The sequence below is a fragment of the Devosia sp. J20-27 genome (genome assembly GCF_055808595.1).
On record NZ_CM147875.1, the window covers coordinates 723,136 to 741,699 of the forward strand.

Here is an 18,564-nt window from a genome sequence, read left to right on the forward strand (position 1 = left end):
CGATGGTCAGGTTTCATTTGTTCCGCCGCTCCCCGCAGAGAATTGGACCGGCATAATGATCAACTGCGCCCTGTTTGTCACCTGCGCCGTTGGGCAGTGATTCCGGGGGACGGTGCGATCCGGCGGTGGACCCCGTCACGCCATGCGCGTGAAATCCATGATCCAGTTGGTCTCCCAGTCCTCGCCATCCTCTGAAAAGGCCTGGCTCCAGCGCGCCCGCACCGGGCCGCGCTTTTCCCAGACGAATCTCACCTCGACCGGCCTGCCATCGTCCTCGTCGCTGCCGAAAAATTCGCCGCGATCTCCGGCGAAGCCGCCCTGTACCGGCGGAAACAAGGTCGCGCCCTGCGAATTGATCCAATAGATCGACCAGCGCCGCGTGGCGCGGTCGAACAGCCGCACGGTCAGGCCCGACCAGTCGAGCGCCGGAAAGCAGATCTCGTCGATATTGGCGGCGTGACCGAGCTTGGGCTCGCAGCGCGAGATGCCCAGAAATTCCTCCCAATCATCCGAGCCGATGCCCCGCCGCCTGAGTCGACGGTTGCGGACGCTCCAGTTGCCGAAGAGGAAGTTGAAATCATGAATGTCGCCGGCCGGAAGGCCGGTTATCCCGATGTGCTGCTGTTCGATCACGTCCGCGTCCCTCGATTGCCAGGCGCACACTCTAGGACTAGAACGCTGACATCGAATGTCAGCGTTTACTACGGGACTAGAATATCGTGCGCGCCAGCCGCCTGCTGACCATCATGATGCTGCTGCAGACGCGCGGCCGGATGAGCGCCGAGCAGCTCTCGGCCGAGCTCGAGGTTTCCGTCCGCACGATCTATCGCGACATCGACCAGCTCAGCGCCGCCGGCGTGCCGGTCTATGGCGATGTCGGCCGCAATGGCGGCTTTGCCCTGCTGGATGGCTGGCGGACGCGGCTGACCGGGCTCACCCCGCCGGAAGCGCAGGCAATGTTTCTGGCCGGCTTGCCCGGACCGGCGCGCGAACTGGGCCTCGGCGACAGCATGCAGCAGGCCGAGCTCAAGCTGCTCGCCGCCCTGCCGCCGGACTGGCAGGCGGAGGCGAGGCGGCTGAGTTCGCGTTTCCATCTCGACCCCGGCGGCTGGTTCCAGCCCGGCTACATCCACCAGCATCTGAAGGCGGTGGCCGAGGCGGTGTGGTCGGAAACCCGGCTGTCGATCCGCTACCAGAGCTGGACCCGGGTGTCGGACCGCGAGATCGAGCCGCTCGGCCTCGTGCTCAAGGGCGGTATCTGGTACGTCGTGGCGCAGACGGAACCGGGCAAGATCCGTACCTTCCGGCTCTCCGGCATCGTTGCCATGCTGGTCCTCGACGACCATTTCCAACGGCCGAAAAATTTCGATCTTTCAGCCTATTGGGCTGAATCAACGGCGCAATTCGAAAAGGACATCTACATCGCGACGGCCCGCGTGCGGGCCACCGAAACGGGCCTGCGGCGGCTCAGGGAGATCAGCCAGACGGTCAAGGATGCGGTCGAAGCAACACCGGCCACGTTCGATGCGGCTGGCTGGACCGAGCTGGTCATTCCCATCGAGGAAATCGGCTGGGCGACGCGCGAGATGCGCCGGATCGGCCCGGAGCTGGTGGTGCTCGAACCAGCGGAGCTGCGCAGTCGCATTGCCGAGGACGCGAGGAAACTTGCTGCCCTCTACGCCGACGGGGCTGGAACATAACTCGCGCGTCGGTTATGGACGGGCCATGCCACGCCCCAAACTTGCATCAGACGACGACGTCATCGACGCCACTCGACGCGTCATGCTGCGCGACGGCACCGAGCGCTTCACGCTGAGCGATGTGGCGAGGGAAGTGGGGCTCAGTCGCGCCGCCCTGATTCAGCGCTTCGACAACAAGGCGGGCCTGGCGCAGCGCGTGGCCCGGCGCGGGCTGGATGCGCTGCAGCAGCTCATCGCCGCCCATCCGGTCACCAACAAGGGTGCACACCAGGTTCTGGGGTTTCTCGAGGCGGTACTGGCGGGTCTCGAAGTCTCACTACTGACCGCGGACGCCGGCTGCGCCGAATGCCTGCGTCACGCCATCGTCGTGCGGCTGGACGAGCCATCGCGGCAACGCGCCGGCGAGATCGCCGATCTACTGATGACAGTGCTGCAGGGCGCCGCGGTGCAGGGCGACCGCGCCCATGTGGCGGCGCGGCTGCGGCTGGCGCTGAAGCTGGTCTATGCCGGACGGCCGCCCGAAGAGGCCTGAGGTCCGGCCGGGGCGCGTTCCCACAGGCGGTTGAGCTCGCTCAGAAGTGCGAAGGTGGCGCCATCATCGTCGGACGGCACGTCTGCCTCGTCGGCGCTGCTCTCGCCATCGCCACCATTGCGGATGGCTTCGAACACAGCGGCAATGCCGGCTTCCAGGCTCTCGTCGGTGGGATCGCGATCCACGCCGACAACGCCTTCCTCGTCGAATGCGGCTTCCGCCATCGTTTCCGGTGCATTGAGCCCGGCGCTAGGGACCCGGTCGTTTCTACCCATGTCATCGCCTCCGTTCTGGTCGCGGAGGTCAAGCCTAGGGGCGGCGCGGGTCCGTAGCGGGGCGAGAATGGGGTGATTTCGCGGCCAAGCCGCCCGCCCTCAGAACGGGGCGGGGCTGATGAAGGTCATTTCGCGACCGTCATCGGGATGAAAGAACGTCAGTTCCTGGGCGTGCAATTGCAGCCGGGGCGCCGCTTCCAGGGCCGCTCCGGTCGCATAGAACTGGTCGCCCAGGATAGGGTGGCCCAGCGCCAGCATATGCACGCGCAGTTGATGCGTGCGGCCGGTCAGCGGCTTCAGCTGCACGCGTGTCGCCGCGGTCTCACGCTCGAGCACGGTCCATTCGGTCTGGCTGGCGCGGCCGTTTTCCCAGTCGACGCGCTGGCGCGGCTTGTTTTCCCAGTCGGTCGCCAGCGGCATGTCGACCGTTCCGGCATCGCCCGCCAGCGCCCCCCAGACACGGGCCACATAGGTCTTGCGCGTGCGGCGCTTCTCGAACTGCTGGCCGAGGTCGCCGAGCGCCTTCTTGTCGAGCGCCATGAGCAGGATGCCGGAGGTGTCCTTGTCGAGCCGGTGCACCATCGTCGCGGCCGGCCACTTTTCGCGCACCCGGGCCTCGAGGCAATCCTTGAGCGAGGGGTCCTTGCCCGGCACGGTGAGCAGCCCGCTCGGCTTGTCGAGCACCAGCATGCGATCATCATGGTGCAGCACCGTCAGCCAGGGATCGGTGGGCGGCTCATAGACATAGGATGTGGGCACAGGCGAAAGCATGGGGCCCTATAGCAGGCGGCGGCGACATCACAAACCGATGCGTTACGTACCTCAGCCCCCTTGGCGGCCACGCCCTCCTTCTGCAATATGGCGGTCGGGAGATTCAGGCGCGCCCGGCCGGGCGCCGCCGCTCAGCACCATCGAGGAGAAGACCATGAGCGCTGCAAGGCGTGTGGGCGTTGGCATTATCGGCACGGGAAACATCTCGTCTGCCTACCTGAAGGCGATGAAAGGGTTCGAGGTTCTGGACATCCGCGGGGTCGCGGACATGAAGCAGGACCTCGCCGAAGCGCGCGCCGCCGAATTTGGCGTGCCGGCGGCCAAGTCGGTCGATGCCCTGTTCGCCGATCCGAGCGTCGAGATCATCGTCAACCTCACCATCCCGCGCGCCCATGTCGAGATCGGCCTGCGGGCGGTCGAGGCCGGCAAGCATGTCTATGGCGAGAAGCCGCTGGGGATCACCTTCGCCGAAGGCAAGACGCTGCTCGAGGCGGCCCGAGCCAGGGGCGTACGCGTCGGCTCGGCGCCCGACACCTTCCTCGGTGGCGGTCACCAGCAGGCTCGCGCCGTCGTCGACAGCGGCACGCTGGGTCAGATCATTGGCGGCACGGCGTTCTTTGCCTGTCCGGGCCACGAGTACTGGCATCCCGATCCGGCCTTCTACTATGACATTGGCGGCGGCCCGGTGCTCGACATGGGTCCCTATTATGTCACGGCACTGGTCAACCTGCTCGGCCCAGTGGAAAAGGTGCATGCCCTGAGCCTGACGCCGGCCCTCGAGCGCCCCATTCGCTCCGAGCCCAAGAAGGGCCAGATGATGCCGGTCAAGGTCGCCACCCATGTCACCGGCACCTTGATCTTTGCGTCGGGCGCCCTGATCCAGGTGACGTTCAGCTTTGACGTGCCCAAGCACAGCCACCTGCCCTACGAGCTGTTCGGCACCGAAGCGGCGATGCTGGTGCCCGATCCCAATGCCTTTGCCGGTCCGGTCAAGGTCGCCAAACCGCGCGCCGACTACGAAGACGTGCCGGTCACCCTGCCCTATGCCGATGGCAACTACCGTTCGCTGGGCGTTGCCGACATGGCCTACGGGATCGTCAACGACCGTCCGCACCGGGCGTCCGGCGATCTGGCGCTGCATGCGCTCGAAGTCATGGAAGCCTTCGACGTGTCCAGCCGGGAGAACCGCACAGTCGAGATCCAGACGCGTGTCGACCGTCCGGCGCCGATCACCGATACGCTGGCGAACGGCAAGCTCGCCTGAGCCACAGGCGGGGGAGGCGCGTGCCTTCCCCGCTGCGGCATTGCATCCCTTAACGCGGAGTTTCCGCGCTCTTTGTCTTCTGGTATGAGGGGCGCATGAACTTCCGCCGTCCCATTGCTATCGTCAGGATTGCCGCCGGCCTGCTGGCCGCGGCGGCCTTGTCTGCCTGCTCGGTCGCCGGCATGCCGAATTTTGCGATGCTCAAGGCCAGGTCAGCGCCGGTGCAGGTAGCCGCTGCGCCGGAAACGGCGCCGCCCGAAGCCGCGCCATTCGAACCGATGGCCTATGTGCAGCCGGCGCCGCAGTCCGGCAGTCTCGATGGCCTGATCAGCAAGTATGCGGCGCGGAACAACGTGCCGGAATCGCTGGTGCGGCGGGTCATCCAGCGCGAGAGCGGCTACAATCCGGCAGCGCGCAACGGCCCGCATCTCGGGCTGATGCAGATCCGGCACGATACGGCCCGGTCGATGGGCTATCGCGGCTCGCCCGATGGCCTGCTCGATGCCGAAACCAACCTCAAATACGCCGTGAAATATCTGGCCGGTGCCTATGTGGTCGGCGGCCGCAATCAGGACCAGGCGGTCCGCAACTACTCCCGCGGCTACTATTACGACGCCAAGCGTCAGGGCCTGCTCGAGGAAGTCGGCTTCCGCTAGCTGCAGGTCTCCACCTGAATTTGCACAGCCTTGTATCTCTCCCTCTTGCGCCAAGCATCAAGGTGTAGGAATGCAATGTCAGGCGGGGGACAACTGAAAATGTTTCGCAAGCTTTCGGCCGAATTCTTCGGAACCTTCTGGCTCGTCTTCGGCGGCTGTGGCAGCGCCATTCTGGCGGCGGGATTTCCTGAAGTCGGGATCGGCTTTGTTGGCGTGGCTCTGGCCTTCGGGCTGACCGTCCTGACCATGGCCTATGCCGTGGGCGGCATCTCGGGCGGCCATTTTAATCCGGCGGTGACGCTGGGGCTGGTCCTCGCCGGACGCACCGATGTGCGCGACCTCGTTCCCTACTGGATCGCCCAGTTGCTGGGCGGCGTTTTGGGGGCCGGCATTCTCTACGTCATAGCCTCCGGCACCGCCGGCTACCTGCCCGGCGGCTTTGCCTCGAACGGCTATGATGCGCTGTCGCCGGGCGGCTACAGCATGGTGTCGGCGCTGCTGATCGAGATCGTGCTGACCGGGTTCTTCCTCCTCGTCATCCTCGGCTCAACCAGCAAGTCGGCGCCACCCGGTTTTGCGCCACTGGCGATCGGCCTGTCGCTGACGCTCATCCATCTGATCTCGATCCCGGTGACCAACACGTCGGTCAATCCGGCCCGCTCCACCGCTGCGGCGATCTTTGCGCAGAACGGCGCCATCAGCCAGCTCTGGCTGTTCTGGCTGGCACCGCTGCTGGGTGCCGCCCTCGGCGCCGTGCTCTGGCGCTACATCCTCGCCCCCGGCGAGGCACCCGATCGCATCGGCAGGGTTTAGGCACGATCCTCACCCATCGCCGCCGTCACGGTCTTGCAGCACTGGCGTCTCATGCCTAGTTTTGAGACCAGAGCTATTTTTCGCGCGCCCTCGCCGGCGCGCCCAGCAAGGCAGATCAATGGACATAGACTCCAATCTCAGGTCCGTGGTGGCCGTCCGTGCCATCGTTCCGGAAGATGCATTTACCGCCAGCGGCCTGGGCACGCTGCGCGAAGGCAGCGGCGTGGTGATCAGCGATGACGGGCTGGTCCTGACCATCGGCTATCTCATCACCGAGGCCGAAGAGGTGTGGCTGACCACCCATGACGGCCGGGTGCTGGCCGCCCATCCGCTCGCCTATGACCAGGAAACCGGCTTCGGCATCGTCCAGGCGCTGGGCGACCTCGACCTGCCGGCCCTCGATTTCGGCTCTTCGGCGAAAGCCCGGCTGGGCGATGATGTGGTCTTTGCCGATGGCATCGGACATTCGATCCGCGCCACCATCGTCGCCAAGCAGGAATTTGCCGGCTACTGGGAGTATCTCCTCGACGAGGCGATCTTTACCGCGCCGGCGCATCCCTCCTGGGGCGGCGCGGCACTCATCGGCGCCGATGGCGATCTGCTCGGCATCGGCTCGCTGCGCCTGCAGATGATGCAGGACAACGAAGTGGCCGATATCAACATGGTGGTGCCGATCGACCTCTTGCCGCCCATCCTCGAAGATCTGCTAACCCGCGGTCAGGCCGACCGCCCGCCGCGGCCGTGGCTGGGCGTGTTCTCGGCCGAGAGCAATGGCGACGTGGTGGTAATGAGCGTTGCCGATGGCAGCCCGGCCGAACGGGCGGGGCTGCGCCGCGGCGACATCATCTCCGACGTCCGTGACAGCGAGGTCGAGGGCCTCGCCGACTTCTACCGCAAGGTATGGAGCAGCGGCGAGGCGGGTGCCGAACTGCCGATGCGCATCGTGCGTGACGGACGGGACAGCTGGCTGCGCATCAAGTCGGCCGACCGCAACTCCTTCCTCAGAAAGCCGCTGCTGCAATAGGGGTCGCAGACGGTTGCACTTGTCGCTAGTTTGCCGGCATGAGCGAGCGTGTGGACATTGCGAACGGGCTCAGCCTCGACCCGTCCGAGCTGGTGCTGAGCTATATCCGCGCCTCCGGCCCGGGCGGGCAGAACGTCAACAAGGTGTCCTCGGCGGCGCAACTGCGCTTCGATCTCGCCGGCTCGCCCTCGCTTCCCGGACCGGTGAAGGCGCGGGCGCGCAAGCTTGCCGGCAACCGGCTGACGACCGAAGGCGAGATCGTCCTGACCGCCGACCGCTTCCGCACCCAGGCGCTGAACCGCGACGATGCCATCGCGCGGCTGGTTGCCCTGCTGGCGCAGGCCGCCGTGCCCCCCAAGCCGCGCCGGGCCACACGGCCGACGCTGGCGTCGAAGCGTCGGCGCATGGACGAAAAGAGCAAACGCGGCGGCGTCAAGAAACTGCGCAGCGGCAAACCGACATTGGACTGACCTTGTCCCCGCCAGTTCACAAAGGTTAACAACAGGTTAACCGGATTTGCCGCTTTATGTCGTGAGCGTCACACCATGACACAAAAAAGACGGCGGGTGGCGCGGGGGTCTTGCCGCCACTAACATTTGTTGTACGCTCCTCAAATCACACGGGTCGACGGGGGTCGGTTCGGCCGGAGGGCAACCTCCGGGAGTGTGACCAGGGGTGAGATGAACAAGTGCTTGTTGGGGTTGGCAACTCTACTTGCCGGCCTATGTCTGGGGGCAGCGCACGCTGGCGCAGCAGACATCAATAGAACTGGGATGCATGCGCCGTTGATCATCAAGGGCATGACGAAGACGCCGATCGGCGCGCGTCAGTTCTGTGGCGATTATCCGGACGATTGCCGGCCGGCTGAAACAGCGGCCGGACCGGTGGTGCTCACCGAATCGCTGCTGCAGGATCTCGACGACATCAACCGGCAGTTCAACACGCAGGTCGCGCCCGTTACCGACCAGGTCTACTACCAGAAGCGGGAATTCTGGACCTATCCCGACGGCTATGGCGATTGCGAAGACTACGCCCTCGCCAAGCGCCGGGCACTGATCGAGCGCGGCTGGCCGGCAACGGCGCTGCTGATGACGCTGGTCCGGCAATCGGACGGCAATGCCCATGCGGTGCTGGTCGCAGTGACCGATGTCGGCGACCTGGTGCTCGACAATCTGGTCGGCGACATCCTCGACTGGGGAGAAACCTATTACCGCTTCATCAAGATGCAGACCCCGGCCAATATGGACGAATGGGTCGATGTCGAGGATGACCGCGTGCTCTGGGTCGCCAGCAACTAGCCTCCTCCGGTGCCGCCTGGCACCTTGCGGCAGACGGGTATTTGCGCACATGGTGCGCCGCGCGTCTTTGCGCCTCCGACCCTGAAAGACCGATGCCGACTTCACTCCTCGTCCGCGCCCTCGTAGTCCTTGCCACTCTCGCCGCCACCCTGCCGGCGCAAGCCCATGACCTGCGCCTGGCGCTGCAGGGCACCGGCACCGCCAAATGGGAACTGGTCGCCATGCAGGCGCTGGGCCTCGACCGGCAGCACGATCTCAACCTCGAGATCCGCGATGTCGCCGACAGCCGCGCCGGACAGATCGCGCTGCAGGCCGATGAGGCGGACGTCATCCTTTCCGACTTCGTCTGGGTGTCGCTGCAGCGGCACGCCGGCAGTGCCGTGACCATGGTGCCGCATTCGCTGAGCGTGGGCGGCCTGATGGTTGATCCGGCCGCCGGCATAGCCGGCCTTGCCGATCTCGAGGGCAAGACCATCGCCGTCTCGGGCAGTCCGGTGGACAAGAGCTTTGTGGTGCTCGCTGCCGCCTACAACCGGCAGACCGGCCGGGTGCTTGCCGACGATGCCAACCTGCGTTTCGGCGCACCGCCGCTGGTCAACGAGTTGCTCATCGGCGGGCAGGCGCAGGCCGGGCTCAATATCTGGAGCTGGAACGCCCGCGCGCAGGTCGCCGGCATGACCGAACTGGTCAGCATTCCGGCGCTGCTGGCAGAACTCGGCGTCACCCGGACGCCGCCCTTGCTCGGCTGGGCCTTCCTCGACGAGGCCGATGCGTCGGGCGCCATCACCGCCTTTCTCGATGCCTCGTTCGAGACCAAGGCGCGGCTGTTGACCGATGACGAGCTGTGGGACAGGATCCGCGACGCCATGAATGTCGGCGAGGACGACGCCCTCTTCATACGGTTGCGCGACAGCTACCGCGCCGGCATCATCACCAGCTACGGACCGGAGGATGTGGCGACGGCGGCGCAGTATTTCGCCGTCATTGCCAGCCATGGCGGGCTCGATGCGGTGGGCGGCGTTGCCGATCTGTCGCCCGGCACCTTCTGGCAGGGCTATACAAAATAGCGCCGCGCGCCGCCCTCATCCGGCGCCTGCCGCTCGAACTGCTGAGCGTCCTCCTTGTGCTGGCGCTCTGGCAGGTGCTGGCAATGGTATTTCCCAGCCGGCTGTTCCCGTCACCCGTCTCTGTCGTCGGCGAGATCTGGACTCTCACCGCATCGGGCCGGCTGCTGCCCGATCTGGGCAAGACGCTGCTGCGCGTCGGCATCGGCTTTGCTTTTGCCATGCTGATCGGCACGGCGATCGGCATCGGCGTCGGGCGCAATCGCCTCCTCGACCGGCTCACCGCGCCGTGGGTCGTGGTGGGACTCAACCTGCCGGCCATCGTCCTCGCCATCGCGCTCTACATCTGGCTCGGGCTCACCGAGTTCGCCCTGGGCCTGGCGGTCATCCTCAACAAGGTGCCGCTGGTGGTCGCCACTATTCGCGAGGGCGTGCGCAGCTTCTCGCCGGGCTATGACGAACTGGCGCTGGCCCACCGGCTGCCAGCGCTGCGCCGGCTGCGATTGATCTTCCTGCCGCAATTGCTGCCCTTTCTCGTCGCTGCAGCGCGCACGGGACTGGCGCTGATCTGGAAGATCGTCCTCGTCTTCGAGGTGCTGGGCAGCGATGGCGGCGTCGGCTTTCGAATCAGCCTCATGTTCCAGTTCTTCGACATCACCGGCATTCTCGCCATGACCACCAGCTTCGTGCTCGTGGTCATCGCCTTCGACAGCCTCGTGTTGCGCCCCCTCGACCAGCGGATGGACAGATGGCGACCGGCCCGCGCCTGACGATCGACATCGCCCACAAGCGCTATCCGGGTGCGCCGCAACCGCTGTTCGCGGGCTTCAAGCTCGTGGTTGAGCCGGGAACGACGCTGGCCATCGTCGGACCGTCCGGCATCGGCAAGTCGAGCCTGCTGCGCATGCTTGCCGGCATCGATAAAACCTATTCAGGCAGCATTCATGTCGGTGACGATTCTGCGGCAAAAGCCCCGCCGCCGGGCTTCGTCTTCCAGGACGCGCGCCTGCTGCCCTGGCTGACGGCGGTGCAGAACATCACCGAACTCAGCCCCGGCGTCAGCCGCGCAACGGCGCTGCACCTTCTTGATCGCGTTGGACTTTCAAGCGTATCGGAGGCTTATCCGCATCAGCTCTCGGGCGGCATGCAGCGCCGCGTCGCCCTCGCCCGGGCGCTGGCCGCCAGTTCCGGCCTGCTGCTGCTCGACGAACCCTTCGTCTCCCTCGACCGCGACCTCCTCCGCGACATGCAGCGGCTGGTCGGCAGCCTCATCGCCGAGAGCGGCGCAACCGCCGTGCTCGTCACGCATGTGATCGACGATGCGGTGCGGCTGGCCGATCGCGCCGTTACGCTGCAAGGCCGTCCGGCAATTCTGGGTGCCGATATCAGGTTTGATGTGCCGCCGGCCGAGCGCACCCAGGTCGATCTCGGACGCTACGCAGGTCTAATGGCCGAGGCCGATTGACCCCGTTCCCTCGGCGGACGCCTTGCGCTAGGTTCGCGCCGAATATCAGGTACGGGGATTGGTAGATGAGTTTTTCGAGCATTTTTGCGCGCATTGTGGCCTGGATCGGCGCCGGCATGATCCTGCTGCGGCGCTGGGACGGTCCGCAGCAGCAGCCGGTCTATGGCGCGGCGCCGTCCATCCCCAAGGCGGTACCGCAGAACATCCCGACGCTGAAGATGCCGACCGCCCGCGGCTGGCAGAACAATGAAACGCCGGTTGCGGCAGCGGGCCTCAAGGTCAACGCGTTTGCCCGCAACCTGCAGCATCCGCGCCAGGTCTATGTGCTGCCCAATGGCGACGTGCTGGCTTCGGAATCGCTGACCAAGGCCGGCGCCGTCAAGTCGGCCTTCGACTACGCCATCACCTCCACCATGCGCCGTGCCGGCGCAGTGGGCCCGAGCCCCAACCGCATCATGCTGCTGCGCGATGCCGATGGCGACGGCGTTGCCGAGATCGTCGAGCCATTCCTCACCGGGCTCAACCAGCCCTACGGCATGGCGCTCAAGGGTGACACGCTCTATGTCGGCAACACCGATGGCGTCGTGTCATTCCCCTATGAGGCGGGGCAGACCAAGATCACTGCGGCGCCGAGCCCGAAGCTGATGAGCACCAAGACCGACGGCCACTGGACGCGCAATGTGCTGCTCAGCAAGGACGGCAGCAAGCTCTACGTGGCGGTCGGCTCGAAGGGCAATATCGACGAAAATGGCACGGAAGCCGAAGCGGGTCGTGCCTGTATCTATGAACTCGATCTCGCCACCAAGCAGAGCCGCATCTATGGCGGCGGGCTGCGCAATCCCGTGGGCATGGCCTGGGAGCCGGTCAGCGGCAGTCTCTGGACCGTGGTCAACGAGCGCGACGGGCTGGGCGACGAAGTGCCGCCCGACTACCTGACCTCGGTGCAGGATGGCGGATTCTACGGCTGGCCCTATGCCTATTGGGGCATTGCCGATGATCGCGTGGCCCAGGATGCGGAAATGGCGGCAAAGTCGCTGGTTCCCGACTATGCGCTGGGCGGCCATACCGCCTCGCTCGGCCTCTGCTGGATGCCGGCCGGCACTCTACCCGGTTTCGGCGAAGGCATGGTCATCGGCCAGCATGGCTCATGGAACCGCTCCAAGCTCTCGGGCTACAAGCTGGTGTTCGTGGCCTTCGAGAACGGCAAGCCGACCGGCGCGCCGCCGCGCGAGATCCTCACCGGCTTCCTCGGGCCGGACGAGAAGTTCTCCTATGGCCGCCCGGTGGGCGTCACCGTGGGCGGCGACGGCAAGTCGCTGCTGATGGCTGACGACGTCGGCGATGTGATCTGGCGGGTGACGGGGGCCTGATCGCGGCCACCCGTCAGACGCAACCGAAACACGGTTTCGCCGTTATTGGGGATGGAAGCAGCCGCTGCGCTGCATCCATTCCTCACCGGCGAAGGCGCGACGCCCGAGCCCTCCAAGAAGGAGGCCGAATTGGCCCGCGCTCTCACTCTCTCCGCCCTCTACTTCATGGCACTCGGCACCATGTTCGGGGCCTACGCCCTGTCGCTTTAGCTCTTGCCGGCAGCGTAACAGGCGCTGCCATAGGCATCGGCAAAGATCAGCCCCCAGCTTCCGCCATAGCCACTGCGCATTGTGTCGGCCATCTCGCCATAGCCTTCCCAGTTGCTGTGGGTGAGCCGGACCGACGTGCGGCCGCGATCGAGCTCGGTGAACACCACCTCGACCTGACCGGACTGTTCCGGCGGCAGGCCCATGTGAAAATCCAGGCTGAGCAGGTCCGACGGTTCGAAGCGCCGGAACGTGCCCCAATGGTGCCGAACGCCATCCTCGCCGACTTCAACGATGGTGCCGCCAGCCTCGGCCTGCACCTCGAGCGCCTTCGGCTTGCTGCCTGAATAGAGCGACATGGCCCGCTTGGTCAGCGGCCACCATGTCGGCATCTGCTCGGCAAAGATGCTGAAGGCGGTGGGCTTGTCGCAGTCGACCTCGATGCTCACAACGACCGGTGGCAACATGGCAGTTCTCCCTCAGTTCCTGGTTTTTCGAAGGCTGACCTCGGCCGCAAACGCCCCGAGCACGTCGGACCAGTAGCTGTCGAGATAGGCGCGGAGGTCGCGCAGACCCTCGCGGCGGATCGAATAGATGCGGCGGTTGCCCTGCGCCTCCGCCTCGACCAGGCCGGCGGTCTCGAGCACCTTGAGATGCTGGGACACGGCCGGCCGGCTGACGGGCTGCAGCGCAGCCAGTTCGCCCACTGTCATCGGACGCGCACGCAGGCTTTCAAACACCCGACGTCGGGTGTGATCGGCCAGGGCATCGAGCGCAGTATCGTAAGTCATGGCTTACTGTAAGTTATGACTTACACACCTGTCAACCCGCATGGGGACGCTGCATTCGGTACCGTCCCGGTCTTTGTCAGGGCGCGCGCTTAGGCTAAGGTCCGCGCCGAACAAAACCGGAATCGTTTGATGCATCTGCTCCTCGTCGATGGCTCGGGATATATCTTCCGTGCCTTCCATGCCCTGCCCCCGCTCAATCGAAAGTCCGATGGCCTGCCCGTGGGCTGCGTGCAGGGCTTCTGCAACATGCTGTGGAAGCTGATGGAGGACCTCAAGGGCGAGGACGAGCCGACGCATATGGCGGTGATCTTCGACCACAAGGGCAAGACCTTCCGCGACGATTTCTATCCCGATTACAAGGCGCAGCGGCCGCCGGCGCCGCCCGAGCTGGTGCCGCAGTTTCCGCTCACCCGCGCCGCCACCCGCGCCTACAACATCCCCTCGATCGAGATGGAGGGCTGGGAGGCCGACGACATCATCGCCACCTATGCCTGCATGGCGCGCGACGCCGGCGGCAAGGTGACCATCGTCTCCTCGGACAAGGATCTGATGCAGCTGGTCGAGCCGGATGGCTCGATCCGGCTGCTCGACACCATCCCGCGCCCCGGCCAGCCGCCGCTGCGCTGGATCGGCGCCGACGAGGTGTTCACCAAGTTCGGCGTGACGCCGGACAAGGTGATCGACGTGCAGGCGTTGTGCGGCGACAGCGTCGACAACGTGCCGGGCGTGCCGGGCATCGGCGTCAAGACGGCGGCCGAGCTGATCAATACCTATGGCGACATCGAAAACATGCTCGCCCATGTCGACGACATCAAGCAGAACGCCCGCCGCGAAAAGCTGCGCGACAATGCCGAGCTGGCCCGCATCTCCAAGCGGCTGGTGACGCTGGCGCAGGACGTGCCGGTCGAACTCGACCTCGGCGCGCTGGCCCGGCAGCCGATGGAGCCGGGAAAGCTCTTCCCGTTTTTGAAGGCGATGGAATTCGCCACCATCACCAAGCGGCTCGCCGGGCTGCTCGGCGCCGATCCGGACGCCTGGGCGCCCGATCCGGAGCTGGCGGTGGAACCGGCATCGCCGGTCGGCTTCGACAACGCCGCGCGTGCCGAAGCCCGGGCCGGGCGCCTCGAGGCGGAAGGCCGCGCCGATGCCCCGGCGGTCGCCCATGCCGCCAAAATGCACGAGAAGATGAAGGCCATCCCGGTCGATCACGGCGCCTACGAGATCATCAGCGATGCCGCGCATTTGCAGCGCTGGATCGACGCCATTTACCTCACCGGCATTGTCGCCACCGACACCGAAACCACGGGCCTCGACAACCAGACGGCTGATCTGGTCGGCATTTCCTTCTCGACCGCGCCGGGCAATGGCGCCTATCTGCCGCTCGGCCACACCGAAGGCGAGGGCGACATCTTCGGCGGCGGCAAGGCCGAAGGCCAGATGGACATGCGCCAGGCCATCGACATGCTCAAGCCGCTGTTTGCCGACCGGTCGATCCTCAAGATCTTCCATAACGTCAAATATGATCTCGGCATCCTGGCGCGCTATGGCATCGAGGTGAATGCGGTCGATGACAACCTGCTGATGAGCTATGCGCTCGACGGGCCGCAGTTCAACACCATGGGCCAGCTGTCCGAGCACTGGCTGGGTCATGCCGGCCTTGCCATCAAGGACCTGATCGGCAGCGGCAAGACGCAGAAGACCTTTGCCCAGGTGCCGATCGCCGACGCGGCGAAATATGCCGCCGAGGATGCCGACCTCACCTTCCGGCTGTGGCACGTGCTGAAGCCCCGGCTCGCCGCCGAAAAGATGACGGTGCTCTACGAGACCATCGAGCGCCCGCTGGCGCCGGTGCTGGCCCGCATGGAGGGCCGCGGCATCACCGTCGACAGGCAGATCCTGTCGCGTCTCTCGGGCGATTTTGCGCAGCGCGCCGCAGCGCTCGAGGCGCAGGCCTATGAGCTGGCCGGTTCCAACTTCAACCTGGCCTCGCCCAAGCAGCTCGGCGAAATCCTCTTTGACCGCATGGGACTGCCCGGCGGTACCAAGACCAAGACCGGCGCCTGGTCGACCGGCGCCGATGTGCTCGAGGAGCTGGCGCTGCAGGGCATTCCGCTGGCCCGCACCATTGTCGACTGGCGACAGCTGACCAAGCTGATGGGTACCTATACCGATGCCCTGCCCAGCTACATCAACGCGCGCACCAAACGGGTCCACACCACCTATTCGCAGCATTCGGTGCTGACGGGCCGGCTGAGTTCCAACGATCCGAACCTGCAGAACATCCCGGTGCGCACCGAGGACGGCCGCAAGATCCGCACCGCCTTCGTGGCGGCGCCCGGCAAGACGCTGATCTCGGCCGATTACAGCCAGATCGAGCTGCGCGTCCTCGCCCACATCGCTGACATCCAGACGCTCAAGGACGCCTTCGAGGAAGGCCTCGACATTCACGCCATGACGGCGAGCGAAATGTTCAAGGTGCCGATCGAGGGCATGCCGTCCGACGTGCGGCGACGCGCCAAGGCCATCAACTTCGGCATCATCTACGGCATTTCCGCCTTCGGCCTCGCCAACCAGCTCTCCATTCCGCGCAGCGAGGCGGGCGACTACATCAAGACCTACTTTGAACGCTTTCCCGGCATCAAGGATTACATGGAAGAGCAGCGCCGCCGGGTGAAGGCCGACGGCTATGTGACGACGCTGTTCGGCCGCAAGATCAACTTCCCCAACGCCAACAGCTCACACGCCGCCGAGCGCAGCTTCGTCGAACGCGCCTCGATCAACGCCCCGATTCAGGGCTCTGCCGCCGACATCATCCGCCGCGCCATGATCCGCATGGAGCCGGCTTTGAAGTCTGCCGGCATCGCCGCCGACATGCTGCTGCAGGTGCATGACGAACTGATCTTCGAAGTGCCCGAAGGCACGGTGGAAACGGCCATGCCGGTGATCGTCGCAACGATGGAGAACGCGGCCGAACCGGCGGTGCATCTGACCGTGCCGATCAAGGTGGACGCGGCCGCAGCGCATGACTGGGACGGGGCGCATTAGGCACTTGCCCCGCACTCTCGTGTCTCTCCCTTCTCCCACAAGAGGAGAAGGGAAGCAGTGTCCTTCCCTCCCCGGAGCACGCCATGCTCGGCCACTGTCATCCGCGGCACCATGGTGGCGAATTTAGGGATAATGCCTGAGAAAGGACGGCCGGTGGCCGCCCTTTCTTGCTTATGCTGACGGAAAGTCGGCTGGCAAGCGTGTCGCTGCCGGAATGTCGGGGTACATGCGCCCCTTCATAACGTCAGCGATACGGCCCTGATTGATCTGAAAGTATGAAGCAATGCGCGCATAGTTATACTTCAGACTACGGGCCAGCTTGATTGTCGGAACCATATCTGGGGACACTTTACGGTCGTGCATGTCGTTGTTCTCTCGTTAGCTTTGATTGGACACGCCATTGGGCGTGCGCTAGCGTGAGAGGGGCGATGCAAATCGTCCCGTCTCGGAGCCAAATCCGATTCAGGGTCGCTACCTGCCTTTTGCAGGGGATTGGGTGGCGACCCTTCCTGTCTCGTTGTCGCCTCATTGCTCGGTCGGCAAACAAAGAGGCTCTAGACCCTCCTCATGACTACCCCTCCGTCACCATCGCCAACACAACATTGGCAATCTTGGTCGCTTCGGCCTTGGTCAAGTTGAACGGGATGCCGTCAATCTGGACCATAAGGTCAGAGCGGATGGGTATGGGTAGCGATAGGGTCTTGGGTATCGGCGACACAATGTCCGCCACAATATCCACAGACGGGATCGCCGTTGGCTTGGTGGCGGCTACCGTTCCCTTCGCCTTCTTAACAGTACCTCGCTTGCTGGGACGAAATCCCATGGGGTTCTGCTTCCAGGCAATGAAGTCCTCAATCGCCGACTTCACCCGGCTCTGATAGCTGGCCAAACTCTCTGGGCGGAAGCCAGACCCCGCCACGTTGATGAAACGGGACATCATGTCGCCTACATCGATAGTTCGCACATCTTCCCGCTCGGCGCTGTTAGCGATTTCGAAAACGCGCTCGACAGCAATCTTCTTCGCACTTGCGGTCGATTTGTTGAGCAAGCCCTTGCTCGCCCCATAGTCAAGAAATCCAGAGAGTGCATCGACCGAGTATTCGTTCATTTGCGGCGCTCCAATTCATCGGAATGCTGCCACAAACCCCGGAAGCAGTCAAGAGATAGGCGGAGCAGCGAGATGCCGTGCATGCTGTCGTACAGATGGCCCTGCTAAGCAAAATGGACGTACAACAAATTGGACGTAAAACTATATATATATATCAATGGGTTACTTGCCATTTGTATTCTGCCCGCCCCTGCATTTCTACCTGTAGATTCATATTTGATGGATCAGCCGACCGATTCTCAATGGTTAATGAATGCTTGATTCGCGGCGAGCCCGCTTACATTCTCGCACAAAGATCTCAACAGGAAGCCTGATTCTTCGAGTTTTTAGCCAGAACGTCTGGAGAGTTATACGACTCAGCTGTTAGCTCGTTTACAGCCTACCCACATGCCGTTGTATCGTCAGTCATGAGAGTGGGGCTATGGTGCTTGGACGCGGCGACTTACGTCCAGTCCGGTAGCCGATGCCCTTATAATCGATTATTGTGAGCCTCTGCCGCGTCGGAGCGATTTGGGCATCTGGCGCCACCCGCCCACCACAACGTCCCCGCTGAGACAGTTTTCACGTCGCCCGATGTCAAAAGCAGCCTCATGCTGAGCCCCGTCGAACCACGAGGCGTGCCCCCCCCCCCCCGCGCAACAGCAGTGCGCCCGGACCGCGTGGTTCGACAGGCTCACATGAGGTCCTAGGACGTTTTGGTGTTCGACCGCGCCAGCAGCGCCAGCCCTTCCCAATCCTGCGCCATCAGCGCTTCCTTCTTGGCGCGCGTCCAACCCTTGATCTGCCGCTCGCGCGCAAACCCCTCGGTCAGCCGTTCGAAGTATTCGGCATAAACCAGCACCACCGGCCGGCGCCCGTGGGTATAACCGGGCACGACGCCCTCGTTGTGCTGCCAAACCCGCGCCTCGGGCTCCTGCTTGGTGCTGCCGACGTAATACGAGCCGTCGGCACAGCGCAGGATGTAGACCCAGAGGTGCAACTCGTCGCTCATGGAGGGGATGGTGCGCCCGGACCTCGTGGTTCGACAAGCTCACCATGAGGTCCTCTGAGGGTGTCATGAGAACAGGGACTTCCCCGATCCCGCACCGCCCCATCAGTAACCCTCATCCTGAGCCTGTCGAAGGACGAGGGTGTGGCAGAGCCGCTCCCAGTAGCCCTGGGAAGAACTGGTCTTTGGCCGT

20 protein-coding genes and 1 pseudogene are annotated in these 18,564 nt (G+C 64.6%); 14 read left to right on the top strand and 7 right to left on the bottom strand.

Annotated features, from left to right (window positions below; all coding sequences use genetic code 11):
* Window positions 1-135: 135 nt before the first annotated feature.
* Window positions 136-633, bottom strand: a complete 498-nt coding sequence (locus AC0L4C_RS03505; RefSeq protein ID WP_473402141.1) for a DUF1579 domain-containing protein — start codon at window positions 631-633, stop codon at window positions 136-138.
* A gap of 86 nt (window positions 634-719) precedes the next feature.
* Here AC0L4C_RS03505 and AC0L4C_RS03510 point away from each other — a divergent pair, with 86 nt between their 5' ends.
* Both AC0L4C_RS03510 and AC0L4C_RS03515 read left to right on the top strand, forming a co-directional pair.
* Window positions 720-1,700: a helix-turn-helix transcriptional regulator gene (locus AC0L4C_RS03510; RefSeq protein ID WP_473402142.1), complete on the top strand. Its 981-nt coding sequence runs from the start codon at window positions 720-722 to the stop codon at window positions 1,698-1,700.
* 25 nt (window positions 1,701-1,725) lie between these two features.
* Window positions 1,726-2,232 carry a TetR/AcrR family transcriptional regulator gene (locus AC0L4C_RS03515; protein ID WP_473402143.1) on the top strand — a complete coding sequence of 169 codons (507 nt, stop codon included), beginning with the start codon at window positions 1,726-1,728 and terminating at the stop codon, window positions 2,230-2,232.
* Here AC0L4C_RS03515 and AC0L4C_RS03520 read toward each other — a convergent pair.
* Both AC0L4C_RS03520 and AC0L4C_RS03525 read right to left on the bottom strand, forming a co-directional pair.
* Window positions 2,202-2,507, bottom strand: a complete 306-nt coding sequence (locus tag AC0L4C_RS03520; protein WP_473402144.1) for a hypothetical protein — start codon at window positions 2,505-2,507, stop codon at window positions 2,202-2,204. The two genes, AC0L4C_RS03515 and AC0L4C_RS03520, sit on opposite strands and share 31 nt — an antisense overlap.
* Before the next feature lie 99 nt (window positions 2,508-2,606).
* Window positions 2,607-3,278, bottom strand: coding sequence for an RluA family pseudouridine synthase (locus tag AC0L4C_RS03525; RefSeq protein ID WP_473402145.1), 672 nt, complete (start codon window positions 3,276-3,278; stop codon window positions 2,607-2,609).
* Between the two features lie 154 nt (window positions 3,279-3,432).
* On the opposite strand from AC0L4C_RS03525, the gene AC0L4C_RS03530 reads away from it, so the two are divergent.
* From AC0L4C_RS03530 to AC0L4C_RS03580, 11 genes and pseudogenes are all read left to right on the top strand, one after another.
* Window positions 3,433-4,542, top strand: coding sequence for a Gfo/Idh/MocA family protein (locus AC0L4C_RS03530; protein ID WP_473402146.1), 1,110 nt, complete (start codon window positions 3,433-3,435; stop codon window positions 4,540-4,542).
* Window positions 4,543-4,856: 314 nt separating this feature from the next.
* A pseudogene (locus tag AC0L4C_RS03535) lies at window positions 4,857-5,198 on the top strand (transglycosylase SLT domain-containing protein); the annotation flags it as partial.
* Between the two features lie 99 nt (window positions 5,199-5,297).
* The gene (gene aqpZ, locus AC0L4C_RS03540) at window positions 5,298-6,011 is read left to right on the top strand and encodes an aquaporin Z (RefSeq protein WP_473402147.1); all 714 of its coding nucleotides are present in this window, start codon (window positions 5,298-5,300) and stop codon (window positions 6,009-6,011) included.
* A gap of 118 nt (window positions 6,012-6,129) precedes the next feature.
* On the top strand, window positions 6,130-7,035 hold the full coding sequence (locus tag AC0L4C_RS03545) for a S1C family serine protease (RefSeq protein ID WP_473402148.1): 906 nt from the start codon (window positions 6,130-6,132) through the stop codon (window positions 7,033-7,035).
* A gap of 38 nt (window positions 7,036-7,073) precedes the next feature.
* Window positions 7,074-7,505 (top strand): alternative ribosome rescue aminoacyl-tRNA hydrolase ArfB, encoded by a 432-nt coding sequence (gene arfB, locus AC0L4C_RS03550; protein ID WP_473402149.1) that lies wholly within the window; start codon window positions 7,074-7,076, stop codon window positions 7,503-7,505.
* Between the two features lie 303 nt (window positions 7,506-7,808).
* The gene (locus AC0L4C_RS03555) at window positions 7,809-8,333 is read left to right on the top strand and encodes a transglutaminase-like cysteine peptidase (RefSeq protein WP_473402150.1); all 525 of its coding nucleotides are present in this window, start codon (window positions 7,809-7,811) and stop codon (window positions 8,331-8,333) included.
* Window positions 8,334-8,425: 92 nt separating this feature from the next.
* Entirely contained in the window at window positions 8,426-9,400 is a 975-nt protein-coding gene (locus AC0L4C_RS03560; RefSeq protein WP_473402151.1) for an ABC transporter substrate-binding protein, read from the top strand.
* Between the two features lie 83 nt (window positions 9,401-9,483).
* Window positions 9,484-10,167: an ABC transporter permease gene (locus AC0L4C_RS03565; protein WP_473402152.1), complete on the top strand. Its 684-nt coding sequence runs from the start codon at window positions 9,484-9,486 to the stop codon at window positions 10,165-10,167.
* Entirely contained in the window at window positions 10,146-10,862 is a 717-nt protein-coding gene (locus AC0L4C_RS03570) for an ATP-binding cassette domain-containing protein (protein ID WP_473402153.1), read from the top strand. Before AC0L4C_RS03565 ends, AC0L4C_RS03570 begins: the two co-directional genes overlap by 22 nt.
* A 65-nt stretch (window positions 10,863-10,927) precedes the next feature.
* The gene (locus AC0L4C_RS03575) at window positions 10,928-12,232 is read left to right on the top strand and encodes a PQQ-dependent sugar dehydrogenase (RefSeq protein ID WP_473402154.1); all 1,305 of its coding nucleotides are present in this window, start codon (window positions 10,928-10,930) and stop codon (window positions 12,230-12,232) included.
* Between the two features lie 51 nt (window positions 12,233-12,283).
* Window positions 12,284-12,442, top strand: a complete 159-nt coding sequence (locus AC0L4C_RS03580; protein ID WP_473402155.1) for a hypothetical protein — start codon at window positions 12,284-12,286, stop codon at window positions 12,440-12,442.
* Here AC0L4C_RS03580 and AC0L4C_RS03585 read toward each other — a convergent pair.
* Together AC0L4C_RS03585 and AC0L4C_RS03590 are read right to left on the bottom strand one after the other, a co-directional pair.
* Complete coding sequence (locus AC0L4C_RS03585) at window positions 12,439-12,906, bottom strand: SRPBCC domain-containing protein (protein ID WP_473402156.1); 468 nt, start codon at window positions 12,904-12,906, stop codon at window positions 12,439-12,441. The two genes, AC0L4C_RS03580 and AC0L4C_RS03585, sit on opposite strands and share 4 nt — an antisense overlap.
* 12 nt (window positions 12,907-12,918) lie before the next feature.
* Window positions 12,919-13,230 (bottom strand): ArsR/SmtB family transcription factor, encoded by a 312-nt coding sequence (locus tag AC0L4C_RS03590; protein WP_473402157.1) that lies wholly within the window; start codon window positions 13,228-13,230, stop codon window positions 12,919-12,921.
* 129 nt (window positions 13,231-13,359) lie between these two features.
* Here AC0L4C_RS03590 and polA point away from each other — a divergent pair, with 129 nt between their 5' ends.
* Window positions 13,360-16,275 (top strand): DNA polymerase I, encoded by a 2,916-nt coding sequence (polA, locus tag AC0L4C_RS03595; RefSeq protein ID WP_473402158.1) that lies wholly within the window; start codon window positions 13,360-13,362, stop codon window positions 16,273-16,275.
* A gap of 571 nt (window positions 16,276-16,846) precedes the next feature.
* On the opposite strand, the gene AC0L4C_RS03600 is transcribed toward polA, so the two are convergent.
* On the bottom strand, window positions 16,847-17,383 hold the full coding sequence (locus tag AC0L4C_RS03600) for a hypothetical protein (RefSeq protein WP_473402159.1): 537 nt from the start codon (window positions 17,381-17,383) through the stop codon (window positions 16,847-16,849).
* A 685-nt stretch (window positions 17,384-18,068) separates the two neighbouring features.
* Window positions 18,069-18,362 (bottom strand): GIY-YIG nuclease family protein, encoded by a 294-nt coding sequence (locus tag AC0L4C_RS03605; protein WP_473403442.1) that lies wholly within the window; start codon window positions 18,360-18,362, stop codon window positions 18,069-18,071.
* Window positions 18,363-18,564 lie beyond the last annotated feature (202 nt).